Below are 19235 nucleotides of genomic sequence, written 5' to 3' on the forward strand. Positions count from 1 at the left end.
CCGTCGCTATCGGGTCGTGGAATCGAGTGAGAAGCGCGCGAACCGGCTGATTACTCGTACAGCCAGGTCTCGTCGTGTCCCTCGTAGGACACGAGGTCGTCGTCGTCGAAGTGGATCGAGATCTCGCGCTCGTTCGCGCCCTCGTCCTCGTGGTCCGCCGCGTGCACGACGTTCCGGCCGAGGTCGAGCGCGTAGTCACCGCGGATGGTGCCGGCGTCCGCCTCGAGCGGGTCCGTCGCACCGATCATCTGCCGGACCTGCCGCGTCGCGTCCTCGCCCTCCCACACCATCGGGACGACCGGTCCCGAGGTGATGAAGTCGACGAGGTCGTCGAAGAACGGCTTGTCCGTGTGCTCCGCGTAGTGCTCGTGGGCCGTCTCCTCGTCGAGGATCTCGACCTTCATCCCGACGAGCTTCAGGCCACGGTCCTCGAGACGCGAGATGACGGTACCGACGAGCCCGCGCGCGAACGCGTCGGGCTTGACCATCACGAACGTCCGCTCGCGCTCGCTCATTCGTTATCCCCCGAGTTCGCGCGACCCTCGTCCGTCCACTCCAGGTCGCGGGGTTCGCGGCCGAGGTCCGCGTTCTTCTCGCACTTCGCGCTACAGTAGTGAATCGTCGTACCGTCCGTGCGAACGAACATCGTCCCGGTACCGGGCTCGATGTCGTCCCCACAGTAATCACAGGCTCGAGTCTGGGGCATTATTGGCCTCCGATGGAGTCGGCCTCGCGGGCGGTCTCTCGCAGCTGGAGGACGTCGCCCTCGCGGACCGGACCGAGGCAGTTTCGCGTGATGATGCGACCCTGATTCTCGCCTTCGCGGATGCGGCACTTGACCTGCATGGCCTCACCGTGCATGCCGGTCTTACCGACGATTTCGATAACTTCCGCGGGCGTGGAGCCGCTCTCTGATTCTTCTGCGCTCATGGCCTATCAGAGGTCCTCGAGCTTCGAGGCGATGTCGTCGACCTGATCCGACGCGTCGCCGGCGTCGACGACGGCCGCGGCAGCGCTACCGACCTCGAGGCCGGCGGCGTGCCCGACGTCGTCCTGGGTCTCCACGAACACGACCGGGATACCCTTCTCGTCGGCGAGCTCGGGGAGGTGCATGACGATCTCCTCGGGCTGGACGTCCTCGGCCACGTACACGATGGAGGCGTTCCCTCGCTCGACGGCCTTGGTCGTCTCGTTGGTTCCTTTCTTTACGCTACCTGTGTCTCGTGCGACCTCGAGCGCCTCGAGGGCGTCGTCCTGGAGGTCGGCTGGGACTTCTTTGTTGACGTAAACTGGCATGGTTGTTCACCTTGTCTACGCGTGGGCTCGCGCTCCCCTGCCGTCCGCGGACTCGGTGTCCGCTTGGGCCGACCGGCTGGGTGCGGGACGGCCCTCGTCCTGTGGGGCTAGGAGCATCATCAACCCCGCGTAGGGTGTACCTCGTGAGTTGCTGGCCCCACCTTATAAGAATGTTCAATCGGGTTTCGGTGTGTTGGGCGCTCGCACGTTCCGGTCGGGCGACATTCCGGGTGGTGATGCGTCCTTGGAGGGTCCGACCTCGGTCGACGTGACGTTCTTCCGTGTGTGGCACGGAGAGACGCGTGAATGGACGCGCTGGATCTGTTGGCGTCGAGGACCGAAGTGGACGTCGACGCGAGCGACGTGGACGACGCGGACGTCCTCGATTCGTTGTCGCCGTCGGTCCGGCAGTGGTGGGTCGAGCAGTTCGGGGCGTTCGTCCCGGAGAACGGCGGGTTCTTCACGCCGCCCCAGAAGGAGGCCATCCCGCTCGTGCAGCGCGGGGAGAACGCGCTGGTGTGCGCGCCGACGGGGAGCGGGAAGACGCTCGCGTCGTTCACGGCCATCATCGACGCGCTGTTCGAGCGCGAGCGCGAACGCGAGGAGGGCCTCGAGAACTCGGTGTACTGCCTGTACGTGTCGCCGCTGAAGTCGCTCGCGAACGACATCCATCGGAACCTCACGGAGCCACTGGAGGGCATCACGGACATCGCCGAGGCCCGCGGCGAGGACGTCGGCGAGATACGGCACGCGATACGGCACGGGGACACGAGCGACGCGGACCGCCAGAAGATGCTGCGGGAGACCCCGCACATCCTGAACACGACGCCGGAGACGCTCGCGATACTCCTGAACTCGCCGAAGTTCCGGGAGAAGCTTCGAACCGTGGAGTACGTCGTCGTCGACGAGATCCACTCGCTCGCGGAGAGCAAGCGCGGGACGCATCTCTCGGTGAGCCTGGAGCGTCTGGAGGCGCTCGCGAACGGGTCGCCGACGCGCATCGGGTGCTCGGCGACCATCGAACCCTTGAGCCAGATGGCGAAGTTCCTCGTCGGCTACGAGCCCGTGGACGCGGACGAGGAGGCCGCGTCTGGGAAGGGGACTGCGTCGGGGGGCGCGATGGTGGGCGAGCGCGAACCCAGGGATTACGAGATCGTGGACGCGCGGTTCGCGCGCGAGTTCGACCTCCAGTTGGAGTGCCCGACCGACGACCTCGTGCACACGCCGCGGGACGTCGTGACGGGCGAGTTCTACGACTCCTTGCACGAGCACGTGCAGGGGTCGACGAACACGCTCGTGTTCACGAACACGCGGTCGGGCGCCGAGCGCGTGCTGCACAACCTCCGCGACAGGTACGACGCGTACGACGAGGCGAACTCCGCGTGCCATCACGGCAGCCTCTCGAAGGACGTCCGCCAGGACGTCGAGCGCAAGTTGAAGGACGGCGAGTTGGACGTGGTGACGTCGTCGACGAGCCTGGAGCTCGGGGTCGACATGCCCCACGTCGACCTCGTGGTGCAGGTCGGGAGTCCGAAGTCGGTCGCGGCGATGCTCCAGCGCGTCGGGCGCGCGGGCCATCGCGTCGGCGAGACCGTCACGGGCAGGGTCGTCGCGCTCGACCGCGACGAGCTCGTCGAGTGCGCGGTGATGGTGAAGAAGGCGACCGAGGGGTTCGTGGACTCCGTGAACGTCCCGGAGCGCTGCCAGGACGTCGCCGCCCAGCACGTCTACGGGATGGCTATCGCGGAGATACGGCCGGAGGCCGACGTGAAGCGGATCCTCCAGGGCGCGTACCCCTATCGGCACTACGGCGACGACGACTGGGAGCAGCTCCTGCGGTACCTCACGGCCGACTACGAGGGCCTGGAGGACAAGAACGTGTACGCGAAGGTGTGGCGCGACGAGAACGACGAACCCGGCGGCGAGCACCACTACGACGAGTACGAGCCCGGGACGCCCCTGATGGGGAAGCGCGGGCGGCTCGCCAGGGTCATCTACATGACGAACGTCGGGACCATCCCGGACTCGTTCGCGTGCGACGTCTTCACGCGCAGCGGCGACGAGTGGGTGGGTCAGCTCGACGAATCCTACCTCGACACGCTGGAGCCGGGTGACGTGTTCGTGCTCGGCGGGTCGAACTTCGAGTACGAGTACCGCCGTGGGTCGAAGGTGTACGTCGACCGCACGGCTGCCTCCCCTACGGTGCCGTCGTGGTTCAGCGAGCGCCTGCCGCTCGCGTACGACCTCGGCGTGGAGGTACTGGCCTTCCAGGAGACGCTCCTGGAAAAGTACGAGCGCGGTGGGACACCCGCGGTCCGTCACTGGCTGCGCGAGATGCCCATCGACGAGCACGCGGTGCGAGCACTCAGCCGGATGTACGACGAGCAGGTGCGGTACGCTGGCGCGGCGAGCGTGAGCACCCCGGACCGGTTGGCCATCGAGGAGGCCCGTGACCGGGACGCGTACGAGCGCCACTACTACGTGCACTCGAACTACGGCCGGCGGTTCAACGACGGCCTCTCCAGGCTCCTGGCGTACCGCATCGCGCAGGAGGCGAACGCGAACGTGACGGTCGCGGTCGCGGACGACGGGTTCACGCTGAAACTCCCCCTGAACCGGAAGGTGGACGTCGTCGGCATCGTCGAGGACCTCGACCCCGACGCGGTCCGGGGGACGCTCCGGCAGGCGGTGGGGGGAACGGACCTCCTGCAGCGGTACTTCCGCATCGACGCGACGCGCTCGTTGATGATACTGAAGCGCTACAAGGGCTACGAGAAGTCCGCGAAGCAACAGCAGGTCGCGAGCGAGATGCTGCTGTCGTTCGCGGAGGACCTGGAGGAGTTCGCGGTCGTCGAGGAGACGTACCGCGAGATACTGGAGGACAAGCTCCACGTCGACGGCATCGAGACGTTCGCGCGCGGCGTGCAGGACGGCGATATCGAGGTGTCGCGGACGCGCGTGGAGTCGCCGTCGCCGCGCGCGTTCGGGCTGGCGACGCTGATGGCGAGCGACGTCGTGCTCGCGGAGGACGAGTCCGCGGTCCTCCAGGAGTTCCATCAGCGGGTGGTCGACGAGATCGAGGGCGACGACGAGACGGCGGAACCGACCGCGGGTCGGTGAGGCTGGTCTCGCGGGCTGCTATCGTTCGTACTTCGAGCGCGACTGCCCGAGCGTTCGTTGCTTGAGGTCGATCACCGCCATGCGGAACTCCTCGGTGTACAACCCGAACAGCGAGCCGGTGCCCAGGCCCGTTGCGACGAGGCCGGCCCCGATAGCGTACACGCCGGTGGCCCCGGAGAACTGGAACCCGACGAAGGCGAGGAGCAGGCCGAGGACGGTCCACCCGAACGCGTCGCGCATCGAGTTCCACGGTGGCGGATTGTACGTCACGTTGGCGTGAGTGCGAACCCCGGTCGGCTAAAGCTGGCGGGCGTCAGCGTGGCGTTCGCCCCGACGGGTGGCCCAAGACACTTATCGACGCCGTGATGGGTGTGTCGTATGCGACGGGTCTCGCGTCGCCGAGTTCTCCGTGCCAGCGCCATCGGTGCCGTCGCGTCCACGTCGTCGCTCGCCGGTTGCACGCGTGGCGTCTTCGACCGGAGCGTCGACCCGCCGTCGTTCACGTCCCGTATCGTGACCGACGACTGGCTGCAGGCGGCCGACGTGACGCCCGAGTGGCGACTCCAGCACGTCCGGTACGTCGACGTCGATTCGCTCGCCGAGCACGTCGAGCGGTTCCCCGTGCTCGACGAGTGGGTGGCGTCGGCGCCGCTGCTCGAACCCGCGTTCGTGCGCGACCTCGTCGTGACCATCAGGGAGTACCAGTACGCGGTCGCACGCCTCCGTGACGACGAGGCTGCGCTGCGAGCGGCCGACGACGTCTGGGAGACGTTCGAGCCGATGGACGCCGACGGCTACTGGAGTCGCGTCCGTGGCGAGCACGTCCTCCAGGTGGTCGGCGACGGCGTCCTGCTGTCGATGGGCGCCAGGCCGGACGCGGACGCGTCGGTCGTCGAGCGCCGGGACCGACTCGAACGACGAGCGGTGCGGGTGCTCGCCGAGCGCCCGTCGACGTTCGCGACCGAGACGGCACCAGCCGAGCGCCTCGCGCGAGTCGCCGCGCTCGCCGACGACCCGACGGTCGCGCGCCTCTCGACCAGGTCGGCGTACGTCCCCGAGGTGACCGGGAGCGCCGAGGCGTTCGCGGTCGGCGACCGGACGACGGACCTCCGCGCCGTCGCGCTCTAGCCGTCGTCGCCCGACCCGGACGCGTTCCTCGGGACGTGCCGGGAGCGTGCGGCGTTCCAGACGTACGAGGACCTGGAGAGCACTCGACGGGGAGACGCGGCGGTGGTCACCGGGACGACGCCGACGAAGCGCCTCGACTTCCTCGCGTACGGGTGGCCGGCACCTCGCGCATCCTTCGCGTTCGCCTACGAGGAGGGGACGCGCGCGCTGATGGTCGCCCACGAGGGCGGCGAGTCGTTCCCCGCGAAGCGCGTGCGTCTGATGGCCGAGCGGGGCGGCGACGAGACGACGCTCGACGTGCAGTTCGCCGACGACCACGAGACGGTGACCGCGGGAGACAGCGTGACGGCGACGGTGCCCGCGGACGCGTCCGTCGTGGAGGTCCGCTGGCAGGAGGACGAGACGGTCCGGACCCCGGCGAACTGGGAGGTGCTCGACACGTACGTCCCGTAGCGTCCACGGGTCCCCTGGACGCGTGGTTCCCGCTGACGCGTCGCGCGAGTCGAACACGTCGCCCGTTCGTCAGCGCTCGGGGACGAGGAGCGTGTTCAGGGCGTCGGGGACGACGAGCACGTCGGTCCCGGGGTCGAGTGCGTCCTCGACGCTGTCGGCGGCGTGCATGAGGCAGTCGTCGACGACGTCGGGATGCTGGCTGTTGGTGACGTGGACGTCGTGGTCGCGGAGGACGCGCGCGACGACGAACGCGCGCTGCGCGCCGGGCTCGTAGCCGTCGCGCATCTCGCGGTAGAGCGAGTCGGCGTCGGTCGCGTTCGAGAGCCAGTCGTGGAACCGTCGCTCGCCGGTTCCCTCGCCCGCGCCTTCGGGGAGTTCCGCGGGGACGAGGATGCGGCCGCGCGCGCCGGCGGACCCGTCGTCCGCGTCGGCGGCGGGCGCGGCGAGCGGGTTGCGGTCGCCGAGCGCGACGTACGTCGCCGCCCGGGTGGCCTGGTAGAGGTTCGCGTCCTTCGGGGCGCCGACGCCCGCGACCACGGCGTCGTAGGTCTCGTCGTCGGGGATCGGGACGGAGAGCGCGTCGCGGGCGGTGGCGGCGAGGTCGCGGACGACCGCCCGCGGGTCGCCGGCGGCGACGCCGAGGACGCCCTGCGGGCCCTTCGTGACGTTCACGCAGAAGTCCGGGCCGGCGAGGTCGCCGGCGCGGTCGAGGAACTCGCGGAAGGGGTTGTTCTCGACGCGCCCGAGCCGGACGCCGTCGCGCGCGAGGAGGTCGGGGCCGTGCGTGTACCCGATCTGTGATTCGCTGCCGGCGCCGACGACGACGGTCTTCGCGCCGCCGGAGAACCCCGCGTACTGGTGGGGTTCGACGACGCCCGTCGCCGCGACCAGGTCGGCGTTCGCGACGGTCCGAGCGAGTTCGATCGGGACGCCGTCGACCTCGCCGACGGCGACGACGTCGTCGGGGTCGTGGTTCGCGGCGAGGTCGGCGTGCGCGCCGAGCATCTCCTCGAGTTCGGCGTCGGTCATCGGTCGGTGGAGCCCGAGGCCGACGACGACCGTGACCTGTTCGCGGGCGACGCCGGCGGCGTCGAGGTCGTCGAGGAGGCCGGCGAGGAGGACGTCGGTGGGGACGGCGCGCGTGCCGTCGGTGACGACGATGGCGACGTCGTCGTCGGGCGTGGCGCGCTCGCGGAGTCGCGGCCCGTGCGGGTCGGCGAGCGCCTTCCGGGCCGCGGCCGGGACGTCGACGGCGTCTCCGCCCGGGGCGCGTGCGACCGTCGCGTCGACGGCGTCGAGGGACACGGAGACGGTCCCGTCGCCGAGTGGGAGGTCCATGCGGGAGTGGTCGTCCCCCCGAACCAAAAGCGGGCGGGGGTCCCCCTGGCGACCGCCGGTCGGTCAGACCGCGAGACGGTCAGACCGCGAGTTCGGGCGCCTCGTACTGGCCGGTGAGGCGCGCGGAGACGAACCCGAGCACCCAGCCGTACGCGAGGTGCGTGACGACGGAGAACACGACGAAGACGAGGAGGTCGAACCCGGCGTAGCGCGAGTAGAACGCGGTGATGAACCCCGTCCAGAGGACGGCGGCGAACACGATGCCCTGCTGGGGGCGCGTGGCGCCGGGGAGGTACGCGCCGAGGGTGACGAACAGGAGCGGCCACGCGAACATGCCGGCGCCGAAGAACAGCGCGAGGCCGAGCGCGGGCGCGTTCCCGACGCCGGCGAGTTCCGCGAGCGTCCCGAACACGTCGATGCGGGGCGTGAGCGTGGCGTTCACGATGAAGAGCACGCCCGTCATGAGCATCGTGCCGACGATGCCGCCGGCGATACCGCCGACCGCGCGCTCGAGTTCGCTCGCTTCGGGCGTGGAGAACGCGTCCTCCGCGGTGCCGTCCTCCACCGCCGGCTCGTCGTGTGTCGCGTTATCACTTGCCATAGTAATGCTAACACGCGACACGGCCATAAATGGACCGCACAGGTTCGGGACGCGTCTCGAAAACGGAACGCGGTGGTTCGTCGCCCGCGTCGGTCAGTCGGGTCGCGACCAGTCGACCATCCGGCCGTAGACGGGGTCGGTCGCGAGCGCGTCCGCGTCGCCGACGAGGACGAGCGCGCGCTTCGCTCGCGTCAACGCCACGTTCACGCGCCGATAGTCCTCGAATATCGGCGACTCGAGGTCGCCCGAGGCGACGAACGAGACCACGATGACCTCCTTCGAGGACCCCTGGAAGCGGTCGACGGTGTCGACGGTCACCGACTCGGGGACGCGCCGCGTGATCTCCGCGACCTGCGCCCTGAACGGAGCGATGACGCCCACGTCCTCGGGCGCCACGCCCGCGGCGAGGTACGACGAGACGACGTCCGCGACGCGTTCGGCCTCCACAGCGTCCGTGTTTCGGCCACCGTCCCCCGGGGTGTCCAGGAACGTCACGCCGTCCCGGAGTTCCGCGGGGAGGTCGTCGAGGTCGACGAGCTGACGCGGGTGCTGGGCGGCGACCTCGCCCGTCGCCGGCCGGAGCTTGCCGTCGTAGAACGCCGCGGACGCGAACGCCTGGATGCGTTGACTCATCCGGTACTGCCTGTCGAGCATCACGCCCGCCTCGGGGTAGCGTTCGACGAGGCGCTCGAACAGCGACTCCTGGAGTTCGTTCTCCGCGCGCACCACCGGTGGGAGCTGCTGGTGGTCGCCGACGAGCACGAACCGCTCCGCGAGGTTCACCGCCGCGAGCGCGTCCGGCTCCGTCAGCTGGCCGGCCTCGTCGACGAGCGCCGCGTCGAAGCGCTGCTCGCGCATCACCCTGGAGCCACAGGTCGCGGTCGTCGCCGCGACGACCTGCGCGTCCTGCAGTCGCGCAGCGCACTCCTCGGGGTCGCCGCGCGTCTCGAGGCGGTACCCGAGCATGTCGTCGCGGATACCGGACTCGGTACCGACCCTGACGAAGTCCGTGAACCCTTGCTCCTCGAGCGCTTCGAGCGCGTTGTCGACCGCACGGTTCGTGAACGCCGACAACAGCACGCGTTCGCCGCGCGCGACCATCGCCCGGACCGCCTGCCCGATGGTGTACGTCTTCCCCGTTCCCGGCGGCCCGTGCACGAGCGCAACGTCCTCCGCAGTGACGGCCTTCCGCACCGCCTCGTCCTGCGCCGCGTTGTTGTCGACGAACGTCTCCGGCTCCGCCTCGGTCGTCGACTCGCCGCCCTCGCCCGGGTCGCGGTCGGGGTCGAGCGCACGCTCGGCGTCGAACTCGGGCTCCCGGCGACCGAACAGGACGTCCTTCCGGTCCGGGTCGCCCTTGAGGAGCGCGTCGTGGAGCGCGACCTGCATCCGCGACACCGAGAACTCCGACGGGTAGACGTCGATGCGGGACACCGCGATGGGTTCGGCCGCACTCAGCACGACCTCGTCGTCGCCGAGGCGCTCGATGTACGCCAGTTCCGCGTCGCCCTGGACGGGGTCGCCGTCGCTCGCGAGCACGAGGTCGTCCTCGCGGAGCTTCGACACCGCCGCCGAGGTGCGTCGCGCCCGCAACTCCCACCGGCCGTCGGCGCGTTCGCGCTTGCTCTCGAACTCGAGGTCGACGAGCGCGCGGTCGTCCTCGGCGCGCTCGGCGGGCGTCTGCTCCCAGAGCTTCGCGTACTCCTCGTGGGTCTCCACGCGCTCCTCCTCGATAGCGCGATAGGTGTCCTCGTAGTACTCGAGCTCGTCGTCGGGGAGCTTCCGCCCGATCTGGCCCGCCTTCGACTCCTGGTCGAGTCGGCCCGCGACGACGCGACACGTGTCCTGCTCGAAGCAGTACTCGCAGACCGCGTCGGCCTCGTACCCCGTCGGTACCGCAAAATCGTACTCGAACCCCGCGATGGCGTTCCGCGCGCGAACGACGTACTTCAGGAGGCCGTCCCCGACGGAGAACTCCTTCGCGGGCGAGAAGTCCCCGGAGAATTCGGACCTATCGAGCGCCGCGTTCTTCGTGTAGAGCAAGGTCGCGGTATCGACCTCGACGCCGCGTTCGCGGAGCAAGAGCGCGTACGACGCGGCCTGTATCTTGTCCTCGAACCGCGGGTCCCGCTTGAGGTTCTTCCCGGTCTTCAGTTCGACGGGCATCCCGTTCCGGACCGCGTCCGCGCGGCCCTTGATGCCGAACGTCTCCGAGATGAGCGTCATCTCCGACCGCCACTCGTCGTCGCCGCTCAGTTTGCCCTGCGAGAGCCACGCGTCGATGGCCCTGGCGTTCTCCGCGACCTCCTCGCGGACCTCCTCGGCGTCCATCCCGAGCAACCCGAGGTCGAGGCCGGCCTCCTCGACGCGGTCGTCGACGGCGTCGTCGAAGTCCACGCCACGCAGCAGGTCGCCGAACACCTCGTGGACGATGGTCCCCTTGATGACGGGGTACTTGAGCGGGGCGCTGGAGAGCTTGTTCAGGTAGTACATCCGCGGGCACTGCACGTACTCGCGGACGTCCGTCACGTCCACGAGGAACTGCGGTTCCAGCACCACGTAGGAGTCGCCCGTCGTCGAATACTGTACATCGCCCTGGTACTCGCGCTCCTCGGGGTTCGTCACGCGGATACGCATCCCGGGCTCGGCGACCGCGGTCGTCTCAGTCCACTTCCCCCAGCACGTCACCTGCTCGGGGCCCGTCTCGGTCTCCACCGTCAGCTCCGCGAGGTCGGAGGTCCCGTACTGCGTCGACACCTCCTTGGCGTCGCCGACCGCCGATATCGTCCCCTCTATCGCGTCGCGAGCCGCGTCAGTCACGATAGGAAGCCACGCCCGCGGCCCGGTTAGGGGTGTCGGTTCCCGGGGTCGCCGCGGAGAAGACACTTACCGCCGGCGCGACCACCGGGCCGCATGCGCCGCCGCGCCCTCCTCGCGACCGTCGCCGCCGCCGTTCCAGCCACCGCAGGGTGTCTCGGTGCCTTCGAGTCGACCGGCGGGAACGACACCGCGTCCACGACCGAGCGTCCGCCGACGAGTTCCCCCACCGCGACCTGTACCGTCGACGACTCGCTCGACCTCGCGGACGTCGACGTCCCCGAGGACCCGACCGAGGGACCGGCGCGCGAGGTCGCGGAGTTCGTCGAGAGGGCGTACGCTCGCGACCGCGCCGAGGCCGAGGGCTGGAACGTGAGCGGCGTCGAGTACGTACACTCGGAGACTGATGACGATGCGGACGCCGGCGTGGTCGTGTTCGTCGAGGTGAGCCTGGACGCCGCCGAGTCCGCCGAGCGCGCGGGCGACGCCGAGACGACGCTCCTCGCGAGCCTCCACTACGATGCCTGGTATCGCGTCACCGAGGCTCGGGTCGAACGCTCCGCCGCCGATAGCGACGACCCACCAGACTACGGCTGGGTCACCATCGCCTGCGCGTGAGAGGGTTCGTCGTCGAACCGACAGCGTACTGTACCGTCGCCGGAACTCTTTCGCATATGAGCGACCAGCCGGCGGACGACGACGGGGCACTAGACCCGCGAGGGATGGCTGTCGGCATCGCACTCGGTGCGGGCGTCGGGACGGCGATCGGCGTGGCGATGGACGACATCGCGCTCGGCCTCACCATCGGAATGGGGATGGGTATCGCCATCGGTGCCGGACTGGCACAGGCCGGACTGGACTGAACGGCCCCGCGACCGACGCCACCGCCGGTTCCGGAATCGCCCGGACCGACACAATCTTGCCGCCGTATCCGCTACCGTGAGGCATGCGGGTTCGCGACTGGGACGACATCGTCGAGGACGTGGTTGAGTCGAACGTGGACCCGGACGGCTGGCGCGCGGTCGCCGGCGACCGCGCGAACGGCCTCGGGGAGGACCTCTACCTCGGGCATCCCGACAGGGGGATGTACCAGTTGAAGACGTACGCCAAGAACCCCTTCGAGGTGAAGGGCGTCGGGTCGCAGGTCGCCCGGAACCTCGACGACGAGATCGGGAGCTACCTCCCGACGGAGGGCTCGGGTCGGTTCGCCGTCCAGGGACCCAGCGAGGGCATGGACGAGGACGAGGCGAAGGAGAAGGCGACGGAACTGGAGGAGGTCGTGAAGGCGCACGCGGACGCGCCGACGACCCCCGGCGACTTCTTCGACGACGTCATGGAGGCGCTCGATTCGCCGGCGTTCGGCCCGATGGAGTACGACCAGTACGACCGGCCCGACGGCCTGGACGAACTCGCGACGACGTTCGAGGAGGCCGAGGACGTCCTCAACGAGGAGCTCGACGACCTCGTGGAGACCGACGAGGTCGACAAGGGCTTCATGTGAGCGGCGTCGGCCGCGTACTCGCGACGCGGTCGTCTCGCGGACTCCCGGAAGCGAGGGTTTGATACCGATACCAGTCCTGCGTTCGGCTATGAGCGCCGAGGACGCTGTGCTGGATTACTACGAGGCGTTGCGTCGCGGCGAACCGCTGTACCCGTACTTCCGCGAGTCCCCCGACACGTGGAAAGCTGCGATATCCACGACGTACGACGGGTACGACGCGGTCGCCGCGGCGTTACGCGAGCAGACGCGGACGACCACCGACTGGTCGGTCGGGAGCGACGGACCGGCCGTCGTCCAAGGGGAGGAGTGGGCGTCGTTCAACGACGCCGTCTCGCTCGCGTGGACGCGGACGTCCGACGACGACGACGCCACGGCGACCCGCCACGAGTTCGAGACGCGCTGGAGCGGGACGCTCGTCGACCACGACGACGAGTGGTCGTTCCTGGAACTGCACGTGAGCGCCCCGACCGCAGTCTGATGGTGGGGCCATCGCTCAGCGAGGCCGACTACGCCGCGGGCATGAGTCGCCTCCAGGCCTTCGTCGTCCTCCTCGTCGCTGGTTCGGGCGCGCTCGTCGCGCTGTACGCGGACGCCGGCCCGGTCGTCGTCGCCGGGGGCGCGCTCGGCGGGGCGGCCCTCGGGTTCGTGCTCTGGTACTACATGGTGTGGGCGTACCAGGACGGGTCGTCCCGGCACGAGCCCGGGAGCGAGGACGGCTACGAGAAACGCGACCGCTTCAACTGACCGCGTCGACGGCGAACCGGCGTATTCGTTCGCAGTGCCCGCGTTCGTTCTTAGAGGCCGAGTCGCGAGAGCCACGCGTCGGGGTCGTCTATCTCCTCGTCGGTCGGGAGGTTCTCGGGCCCGTCCCAGACGCGCCCGGCGGCGTCGAGGCCGCGGGCGTCCGTGACGTGCTCGAAGAACGCCTTCCCGCGCTCGTACTGCTGGCGTTTCAGGCCGAGGCCGAGGAGTCGACGCGCGAGCTGGGCGAGCGGGCCGCGGCCGCCGCGGCGCTCGTCGACCTTCCGGCGCAGGTCCGCGTACTCGTCGTCGAACGCGTGATCCATCAGGAGTTCCGCGTACCCCTCGACGACGGTCATCGCGGCGTTCATCTCCTGGAACTCCTGCGAGGAGATGCCGCCCGCGGAGAGGTCCTGGAGGCCGGACTCGACGCGGTCCTCGAGGTACCCCGAGAGCCACGGGGCGGCGCCGAACTCCGCGGCGTGCGTGACCTCGTGGAACGCGATCCAGCGGCGGAATCGCGGGGCGTCGACGTCGAGGCTGTCGGCGACGCGCTCGATGTTCGGGTGCACGAAGTACAGCGCGTGGTCGGGGTCGTCGTCGCCCGCGAGCAAGAGCGGGTCGTACTGGCCGAGGACGTTCTTCGCGAGGAACGTCAGCATCACCGCCATCGTCCCCGTGTTCACGGTGCGGGCGACGCCGGGGAACGCGGACATCCCTTCTGCTTCGAGCGGTGCGAGGACGCGCCGGAACGTGTCGACGTTCGCGTCCACCCAGTGGTGGCGGTGCTGTATCTCGATGGTGTCGGGGACGTCGAAGTCGATGCTGGCGACGCGCCGCACGCGGTCGCGGGCGTCGCGGACGTCGGTCGCGTACCCGGTTCGCTGCGCGTCGGTGAGCGCGACGTCGCCGGGGTCGGTCGCGGCCTTCGCCGCGTCCGCGACGGCCGTCCAGTCGATAGCGCCCTCGCCGGACGCGGACGCGACCGCCTGAACGCTCCGGAACAGGTTCATGCCGAAAGCGTAGGAGGTGGACACGTAAACGCTTTCAGTCTCCTCGGGAGTGATGTCCCGGCGCGAACGCGGCCGGTCGCCGGTGCTGGTTCAGACGTCGTCGACGTCGTCTGCGTCGTCGACGTCGTCGAGTTCGACCATCTCGACGTCGTCGACGGCGTCGTCGTCGCCGCCCATGAGGACGCGTGCGGCGACGGCGAGCAGGACGAGTGCGACGACGCCGAGGATGGCGCCCTTCACCGGCGTGTTGCGCCCGCTCTCGGCTGCGTCGTCGGGGTCGACGTCCACCGCGGGGGCGTCGGTCGTCGGTGCGTCGTCGGCGTCGGAGGGGTGGCCGCCGTCGGTCGCCTCGACGTCCGGGCTCGGGTCGTCGCCGAAGCTCGGGCCGAGCTGGAGGCCGCCCTCGAAGTGCAACTCGAATATCGTGATGTCTCCCATACCGTACCCTTCGCGGAGTCGTCACTTATCGATTCCGACGTGGTCGCTGCACCGGGTCGACGTGCGCCTCCGACGTTGACAGGTCGGCGCCGCCACGGGGTCGAGCGGTCGGCGTCGCCACGGGGATTGTAACGGCATCGGTGGCGTGGAACTGGCCGTGGATTCCCGAGCCTTAAGTCCCCGCCCACGAACCGGTCAGGCATGGATAGCGAACGCTGGGAGTTCCTGGAGGAACTCCTCGAGACGCCGAGTCCGTCGGGGTACGAGACGCGCGGCCAGCGCGTGTGGGTGGAGTACGCGAAGCAGTACGCCGACGACGTGCGGACGGACGCGTACGGGAACGCGATCGCGGCGTACAACGAGGACGCCGAGGGGCCGACGGTCGCGTTCGCCGGGCACGGCGACGAGATCGGGTTCATCGTCCGTCGCATCGACGACGACGGGTTCGTGCACCTCGGACGCATCGGCGGGAGCGACCGCACGGTGTCGAAGGGCCAGCACGTCACGATCCACGGCAGCGACGGGGTCGTCCCGGGCGTGGTCGGGCAGGTCGCGATCCACCTCCGTGACCCCTCGAAGGACGAGTACGACGAGATAGCCGAGCAGGTCGTCGACGTCGGCGCCGAGGACCGCGAGGAAGCCGAAGAGCTCGTCGAGGTCGGGGACCCTATCACGTTCTCGTCGACCGTCGAGGACCTCGTCGGCGACAAGGTCGCGGCGCGCGGGATGGACAACCGCGTCGGGACGTACACGGCCATCGAGGGCCTGCGGCGCGCTGCCGAGATGGACGTCGACGTCACCGTGTACGCCGTGAGCACGGTCCAAGAGGAACTCGGGAAGAAGGGCGCGATGATGGTGACCGACCGGCTGGACGTGGACGCGGCGCTCGTCGTGGACGTCACGCACGCCGGCGACTACCCGAAGTCCCCGTCGGAGAAGACGGGCGACGTCGCGCTCGGCGACGGCCCCGTGGTCGGCCGCGGGAGCGCGAACCATCCGGTCGTCTCGCAGCTCGCGCGGAAGGCCGCGGCGGACGCGGACATCGACGTCCAGCTGCAGGCCGCCGGGAGCTTCACCGGGACGGACACCGACGAGTTCTACGTCTCCAGCGGCGGCGTGCCGTCGCTGAACGTGAGCGTCCCGAACCGCTACATGCACACACCCGTCGAGGTCGTGGACACGACCGACGTGGAGGGCGTCGCGGACCTGCTCGCGGCGTTCGCGGCGACCGTCGAGGACCGGGAGAGCTTCGCGGTCGACGTCTGACCGCGCGCACCCGCGGCGATTGCAGGCGACCTGTCGGCGGCGACCCGGTACGTTTAAGGAACCGCTACGACCCGGATGGTGTATGGACGACGACAGTGGACGGCCCCTCGACGTGCTCGACGCGTCCGTCGGGAAGACGGTCGCGGTACGACTGAAGGACGGCGAGACGTACGAGGGCACGCTGACGGGGTACGACCAGCACATGAACCTGGTCATCGAGTCGGAGGACAACACAACGATTATCCGTGGCGACAACGTCGTGTCGATAACTCCATGACTGGCGCAGGAACCCCCTCTCAAGGCAAGAAGAACACGAAGACGCACACGAAGTGCCGCCGCTGCGGCGAGAAGTCCTACCACACGAAGAAGAAGGAGTGCTCGTCGTGTGGGTTCGGGAAGTCCGCGAAGCGACGGGACTACGAGTGGCAGTCGAAGGCTGGCGAGTAAGCGACCTCGTTCTCGACCGGGTTTCCGGTCTCTCGACCGTTCGACTTCCGTAGCGACCGCGCTGGCGACCGTTCGACTCCCGTAGCGACCGCGCTGGCGACCGTTCGGTAGCCGGTCCGGTGCCGTTCGCGCGTCGACGCCGTCGAGTGACGACGACGCGACCGGGGTGGCTCGGTGGCGTGGGACGAACCCGGCCGCCGACCACCCGAGATACGCACGAGCGTGCATACTTCTCGGTGGTGGGGAGCAGTTTAGACCACAATCACGTCCTTTTTTGGTGGGTGACGCCCGACTGTCTCCCATGACAGACGGGCGGGGAGCCACCCCCGATTCCGACGGGCCGACCGAGAAGTGCGGCGTCGTGGGCGTCGCGCTCGACGACCGGGCGGCCGCACGACCGCTCTACTACTCGCTGTACGCACTCCAGCACCGTGGCCAGGAGTCCGCTGGTATCGTCACGCACGACGGGTTCCAGCAGCACGACCACGTCGAGATGGGGCTCGTCGGTGACGCGTTCACCCAGGCGGACATAGAGTCGCTCACGGGCGCCGCCGGCATCGGGCACGTCCGCTATCCGACCGCGGGGAGCGTCGACAAGTCCTGCGCGCAACCGTTCACGGTGTCGTTCAAGAGCGGGTCGCTCGCCTTGAGTCACAACGGGAACCTCGTGAACGCCGACGAGATCCGCGACGAGCTCGCGGGGCTCGGGCACGCGTTCACGAGCGACGGCGACACCGAGGTCATCGCGCACGACCTCGCGCGGAACCTCCTCGAGGAGGACCTCGTCCGCGCGGTCAAGCGCACGATGGGGCGCATCCACGGGTCGTACTCGCTCACCATCATGCACGACGACACGGTCCTCGGCGTCCGCGACCCCGAGGGGAACCGGCCGCTCTGCATCGGCGAACTCGACGACGGCTACATCCTCGCGTCGGAGTCCGCCGCCATCGACACGCTCGACGGCGACCTCGTCCGGGACGTGAAACCCGGTGAACTCGTCGTCCTCCACGAGGACGGGAGCGACTTCGACTCCTACCAGCTCGTCGACCAGGACAACAGCGCGCACTGCTTCTTCGAGCACGTGTACTTCGCGCGCCCCGACAGCGTCATCGACGACTCGCTCGTGTACGAGGTCCGCCGGCAGCTCGGCCGGAACCTCTGGCACGAGTCCGGTATCGAGACGGACGTCGTGATGCCCGTGCCGGACTCCGGGCGTGCGTTCGCCTCGGGGTACGCGGAGGCCGCCGACGAGGACGGCGCCGACACCGAGTTCGCCGAGGGCCTGATGAAGAACCGGTACGTCGGCCGGACGTTCATCATGCCGACGCAGGACGAGCGCGAGCGCGCGGTCCGCCTGAAGCTCAACCCCATCAAGTCCACCGTCGAGGGGAAGACCGTCACCATCATCGACGACTCCATCGTCCGCGGGACGACGTCGACGCAGCTCGTCGAGCTCCTGAAGGACTGCGGCGCGGAGGAGGTCCACATGCGCATCGGCGCTCCACCCATCGTCGCCCCGTGCTACATGGGTATCGACATGGCGACGCGCGACGAGCTCATCGCCGCCGGCCAGACCACCGAGGACATCCGCGAGGCCATCGCCGCGGACTCGCTCTCGTACCTCTCCATCGACGCGGTCTGCGACGCGCTCGACGCCTCCCGCGCCGACCTCTGCCTCGGTTGCGTGAGCGGCGAGTACCCCTACGACATCGAGGGCGAGCCCACGGACCGCGAGGTCGCCCGTCCCGTCATCGAGGGCGCCGACGCCCCGGCCGACGACTGACCCGCAGGTCGGTTGCGCTCCAGGCCGCGTCAGCGCGACCACGTCCCTCGGTACCACACCCGGTCGGTCTTTTATGTCGGACGGTCGAGTTGGTCGAGGTATGCCCGGTGCGACGTTTCTCGAAGGCGACCGCGTGGAGTTGTGTACGATGGAGGCCGAGGACGCCGCGTTCCTCACCGAAGCGGTCAACGACCCGGCGGTCCGGCAGTCCCTCGGCGTGGCGGACCCGCGGAGCAGAGCGCATCACGAGGAGTGGATCGAGGAGGAGGTGAACGGCGGCGACGGCATCGCGCTCCTCGTCGTCGCCGACGACGAACCGGTCGGCGTCGTGAGCACGGTCTGGATAGCGGACCGGAACGGCCACGCCATCCTCTCGGCGTGGATCGCCGCCGACGCGCACGGCGAGGGGTACGGCTCGGACGCGACGACGACGTTCATCGATTACCTGTTCGACGAGAAGCGCATGCACAGCGTTCGCGCGGAGGCCTACGAGACGAACGAGGCGTCGAACGCACTCCTCTCCTCGATCGGCCTGGAGCACGTCGGGACCATCCCGGAGGGTGCGTTCGTCGACGGCGAGTTCGTCGACTCGCACATCTACTCGATCACCGCCGACGACTGGCGAGCGCAGCGGGCGTGATGCGGTCGCGTCGACCGCCTCGCGCTCACCCGTAGAATCCGGCGGGGACGAGGTAGAGGAGGACGTACACGACGTTCCCGAGGACGAACGAGACGAGCCAGAGCGGCGCCGCGACCTTCGCGACGCGCTTGTGACTCGTCTCCGGGAGTTCGCTCACGGGATGCGTCCACGCGAGCAGGAGCACGTAGTACAGCAAGGGGATGCAGACGATGGCCAGGATCATGTGGACCGCGAGCACGCCGAAGTACGCGAGTTCGACGACGCCCGTCCCCGGGAACGATTGGGGGCCCTTGAGCGCGACCTTCCAGAGGTAGAGCGCGAGGAACGCGACGAACAACCCGAACGCGGCGAGCATGTACTTTCGGTGGGCGTCGAACCGCTTCGCGCGCGCCTCGCGGACGCCGAGGACGATGCAGGCGATGGCAGCGAGGCTGATGCCCGCGTTCACGTGCGGGATGGCGTCCAGCAGCCACGCTGGCGCTCCGGGCAGGACTGACCCGGGGATGGCTTGCCGGGCCGCGGCGAACACGAGCGCGAGCGACACCACGGAGAGGACGGCGGTGAGGCCGCGGACGTTCCGGCGAACGACTCGTTGCATGACTGATACTCGGTGCTCGGGCCGTTTACCCGTTACCTTCCCGGACGCACGCTGG

24 protein-coding genes are annotated in these 19235 nt (G+C 69.3%); 13 read left to right on the forward strand and 11 right to left on the reverse strand.

What is annotated here, in order from left to right; genetic code table 11:
* Positions 1–50: 50 nt before the first annotated feature.
* From ndk to rpl7ae, 4 genes are read right to left on the reverse strand one after another with little or no spacing between them, the layout of a single operon-like run.
* On the reverse strand, positions 51–515 hold the full coding sequence (ndk, locus tag LI336_RS03605; RefSeq protein ID WP_227131258.1) for a nucleoside-diphosphate kinase: 465 nt from the start codon (positions 513–515) through the stop codon (positions 51–53).
* Positions 512–706, reverse strand: a complete 195-nt coding sequence (locus LI336_RS03610; RefSeq protein WP_227131259.1) for a 50S ribosomal protein L24e — start codon at positions 704–706, stop codon at positions 512–514. Before LI336_RS03610 ends, ndk begins: the two co-directional genes overlap by 4 nt.
* Complete coding sequence (locus LI336_RS03615) at positions 706–930, reverse strand: 30S ribosomal protein S28e (RefSeq protein ID WP_227131260.1); 225 nt, start codon at positions 928–930, stop codon at positions 706–708. The genes LI336_RS03610 and LI336_RS03615 overlap by 1 nt, the downstream gene beginning before the upstream one ends.
* A gap of 6 nt (positions 931–936) precedes the next feature.
* Positions 937–1296, reverse strand: a complete 360-nt coding sequence (gene rpl7ae, locus LI336_RS03620) for a 50S ribosomal protein L7Ae (RefSeq protein ID WP_227131261.1) — start codon at positions 1294–1296, stop codon at positions 937–939.
* A 306-nt stretch (positions 1297–1602) separates the two neighbouring features.
* Here rpl7ae and LI336_RS03625 point away from each other — a divergent pair, with 306 nt between their 5' ends.
* Positions 1603–4416 carry an ATP-dependent helicase gene (locus LI336_RS03625; RefSeq protein WP_227131262.1) on the forward strand — a complete coding sequence of 938 codons (2814 nt, stop codon included), beginning with the start codon at positions 1603–1605 and terminating at the stop codon, positions 4414–4416.
* 18 nt (positions 4417–4434) lie between these two features.
* Here LI336_RS03625 and LI336_RS03630 read toward each other — a convergent pair whose 3' ends face one another.
* Entirely contained in the window at positions 4435–4656 is a 222-nt protein-coding gene (locus LI336_RS03630; RefSeq protein ID WP_227131263.1) for a hypothetical protein, read from the reverse strand.
* A gap of 138 nt (positions 4657–4794) precedes the next feature.
* On the opposite strand from LI336_RS03630, the gene LI336_RS03635 reads away from it, so the two are divergent.
* Together LI336_RS03635 and LI336_RS03640 are read left to right on the forward strand one after the other, a co-directional pair.
* Positions 4795–5544 carry a hypothetical protein gene (locus tag LI336_RS03635; RefSeq protein ID WP_227131264.1) on the forward strand — a complete coding sequence of 250 codons (750 nt, stop codon included), beginning with the start codon at positions 4795–4797 and terminating at the stop codon, positions 5542–5544.
* Positions 5545–5646: 102 nt separating this feature from the next.
* Positions 5647–5997 (forward strand): hypothetical protein, encoded by a 351-nt coding sequence (locus tag LI336_RS03640; protein WP_227131265.1) that lies wholly within the window; start codon positions 5647–5649, stop codon positions 5995–5997.
* A gap of 69 nt (positions 5998–6066) precedes the next feature.
* Here the strand turns inward: LI336_RS03640 and LI336_RS03645 are convergent, their stop codons facing one another.
* The 3 genes from LI336_RS03645 to LI336_RS03655 form a co-directional block, all read right to left on the reverse strand.
* Positions 6067–7335 carry a lactate racemase domain-containing protein gene (locus tag LI336_RS03645; protein ID WP_227131266.1) on the reverse strand — a complete coding sequence of 423 codons (1269 nt, stop codon included), beginning with the start codon at positions 7333–7335 and terminating at the stop codon, positions 6067–6069.
* A gap of 79 nt (positions 7336–7414) precedes the next feature.
* Complete coding sequence (locus LI336_RS03650; RefSeq protein WP_227131267.1) at positions 7415–7936, reverse strand: DUF6789 family protein; 522 nt, start codon at positions 7934–7936, stop codon at positions 7415–7417.
* 93 nt (positions 7937–8029) lie between these two features.
* Positions 8030–10756: an AAA domain-containing protein gene (locus LI336_RS03655; protein ID WP_227131268.1), complete on the reverse strand. Its 2727-nt coding sequence runs from the start codon at positions 10754–10756 to the stop codon at positions 8030–8032.
* 93 nt (positions 10757–10849) lie between these two features.
* Here LI336_RS03655 and LI336_RS03660 point away from each other — a divergent pair, with 93 nt between their 5' ends.
* The 5 genes from LI336_RS03660 to LI336_RS03680 all read left to right on the forward strand — a co-directional run bounded on the left by LI336_RS03660 (position 10850) and on the right by LI336_RS03680 (position 12998).
* The gene (locus LI336_RS03660) at positions 10850–11371 is read left to right on the forward strand and encodes a hypothetical protein (protein WP_227131269.1); all 522 of its coding nucleotides are present in this window, start codon (positions 10850–10852) and stop codon (positions 11369–11371) included.
* Between the two features lie 56 nt (positions 11372–11427).
* The gene (locus LI336_RS03665; protein ID WP_227131270.1) at positions 11428–11616 is read left to right on the forward strand and encodes a hypothetical protein; all 189 of its coding nucleotides are present in this window, start codon (positions 11428–11430) and stop codon (positions 11614–11616) included.
* An 83-nt stretch (positions 11617–11699) separates the two neighbouring features.
* Positions 11700–12254, forward strand: coding sequence for a hypothetical protein (locus LI336_RS03670; protein ID WP_227131271.1), 555 nt, complete (start codon positions 11700–11702; stop codon positions 12252–12254).
* A gap of 88 nt (positions 12255–12342) precedes the next feature.
* Positions 12343–12732, forward strand: coding sequence for a hypothetical protein (locus tag LI336_RS03675; RefSeq protein WP_227131272.1), 390 nt, complete (start codon positions 12343–12345; stop codon positions 12730–12732).
* Positions 12732–12998 carry a DUF8527 family protein gene (locus LI336_RS03680; RefSeq protein WP_227131273.1) on the forward strand — a complete coding sequence of 89 codons (267 nt, stop codon included), beginning with the start codon at positions 12732–12734 and terminating at the stop codon, positions 12996–12998. The genes LI336_RS03675 and LI336_RS03680 overlap by 1 nt, the downstream gene beginning before the upstream one ends.
* A gap of 50 nt (positions 12999–13048) precedes the next feature.
* On the opposite strand, the gene LI336_RS03685 is transcribed toward LI336_RS03680, so the two are convergent.
* Complete coding sequence (locus LI336_RS03685) at positions 13049–14008, reverse strand: zinc-dependent metalloprotease (protein WP_227131274.1); 960 nt, start codon at positions 14006–14008, stop codon at positions 13049–13051.
* Positions 14009–14098: 90 nt separating this feature from the next.
* Entirely contained in the window at positions 14099–14446 is a 348-nt protein-coding gene (locus LI336_RS03690; protein ID WP_227131275.1) for a hypothetical protein, read from the reverse strand.
* A gap of 201 nt (positions 14447–14647) precedes the next feature.
* On the opposite strand from LI336_RS03690, the gene LI336_RS03695 reads away from it, so the two are divergent.
* From LI336_RS03695 to LI336_RS03715, 5 genes are all read left to right on the forward strand, one after another.
* Positions 14648–15712 (forward strand): M20/M25/M40 family metallo-hydrolase, encoded by a 1065-nt coding sequence (locus tag LI336_RS03695; RefSeq protein WP_227131276.1) that lies wholly within the window; start codon positions 14648–14650, stop codon positions 15710–15712.
* Positions 15713–15794: 82 nt separating this feature from the next.
* A complete protein-coding gene (locus LI336_RS03700) occupies positions 15795–15989 on the forward strand; it encodes an LSM domain-containing protein (RefSeq protein ID WP_227131277.1) in 195 nt (64 codons plus the stop codon).
* Positions 15986–16159 (forward strand): 50S ribosomal protein L37e, encoded by a 174-nt coding sequence (locus tag LI336_RS03705; protein WP_227131278.1) that lies wholly within the window; start codon positions 15986–15988, stop codon positions 16157–16159. Before LI336_RS03700 ends, LI336_RS03705 begins: the two co-directional genes overlap by 4 nt.
* A 301-nt stretch (positions 16160–16460) precedes the next feature.
* Complete coding sequence (gene purF / locus LI336_RS03710; protein ID WP_227131279.1) at positions 16461–17942, forward strand: amidophosphoribosyltransferase; 1482 nt, start codon at positions 16461–16463, stop codon at positions 17940–17942.
* A 100-nt stretch (positions 17943–18042) separates the two neighbouring features.
* Positions 18043–18582, forward strand: a complete 540-nt coding sequence (locus LI336_RS03715; protein WP_227131280.1) for a GNAT family N-acetyltransferase — start codon at positions 18043–18045, stop codon at positions 18580–18582.
* Positions 18583–18607: 25 nt separating this feature from the next.
* On the opposite strand, the gene LI336_RS03720 is transcribed toward LI336_RS03715, so the two are convergent.
* Positions 18608–19180, reverse strand: a complete 573-nt coding sequence (locus LI336_RS03720) for a DUF420 domain-containing protein (protein WP_227131281.1) — start codon at positions 19178–19180, stop codon at positions 18608–18610.
* Positions 19181–19235: the final 55 nt, after the last annotated feature.

Origin of the sequence: Halorubellus salinus (assembly GCF_020567525.1) — an archaeon.
In the GTDB taxonomy this organism is placed as follows: Archaea; Halobacteriota; Halobacteria; order Halobacteriales; family Natrialbaceae; genus Halorubellus; species Halorubellus salinus.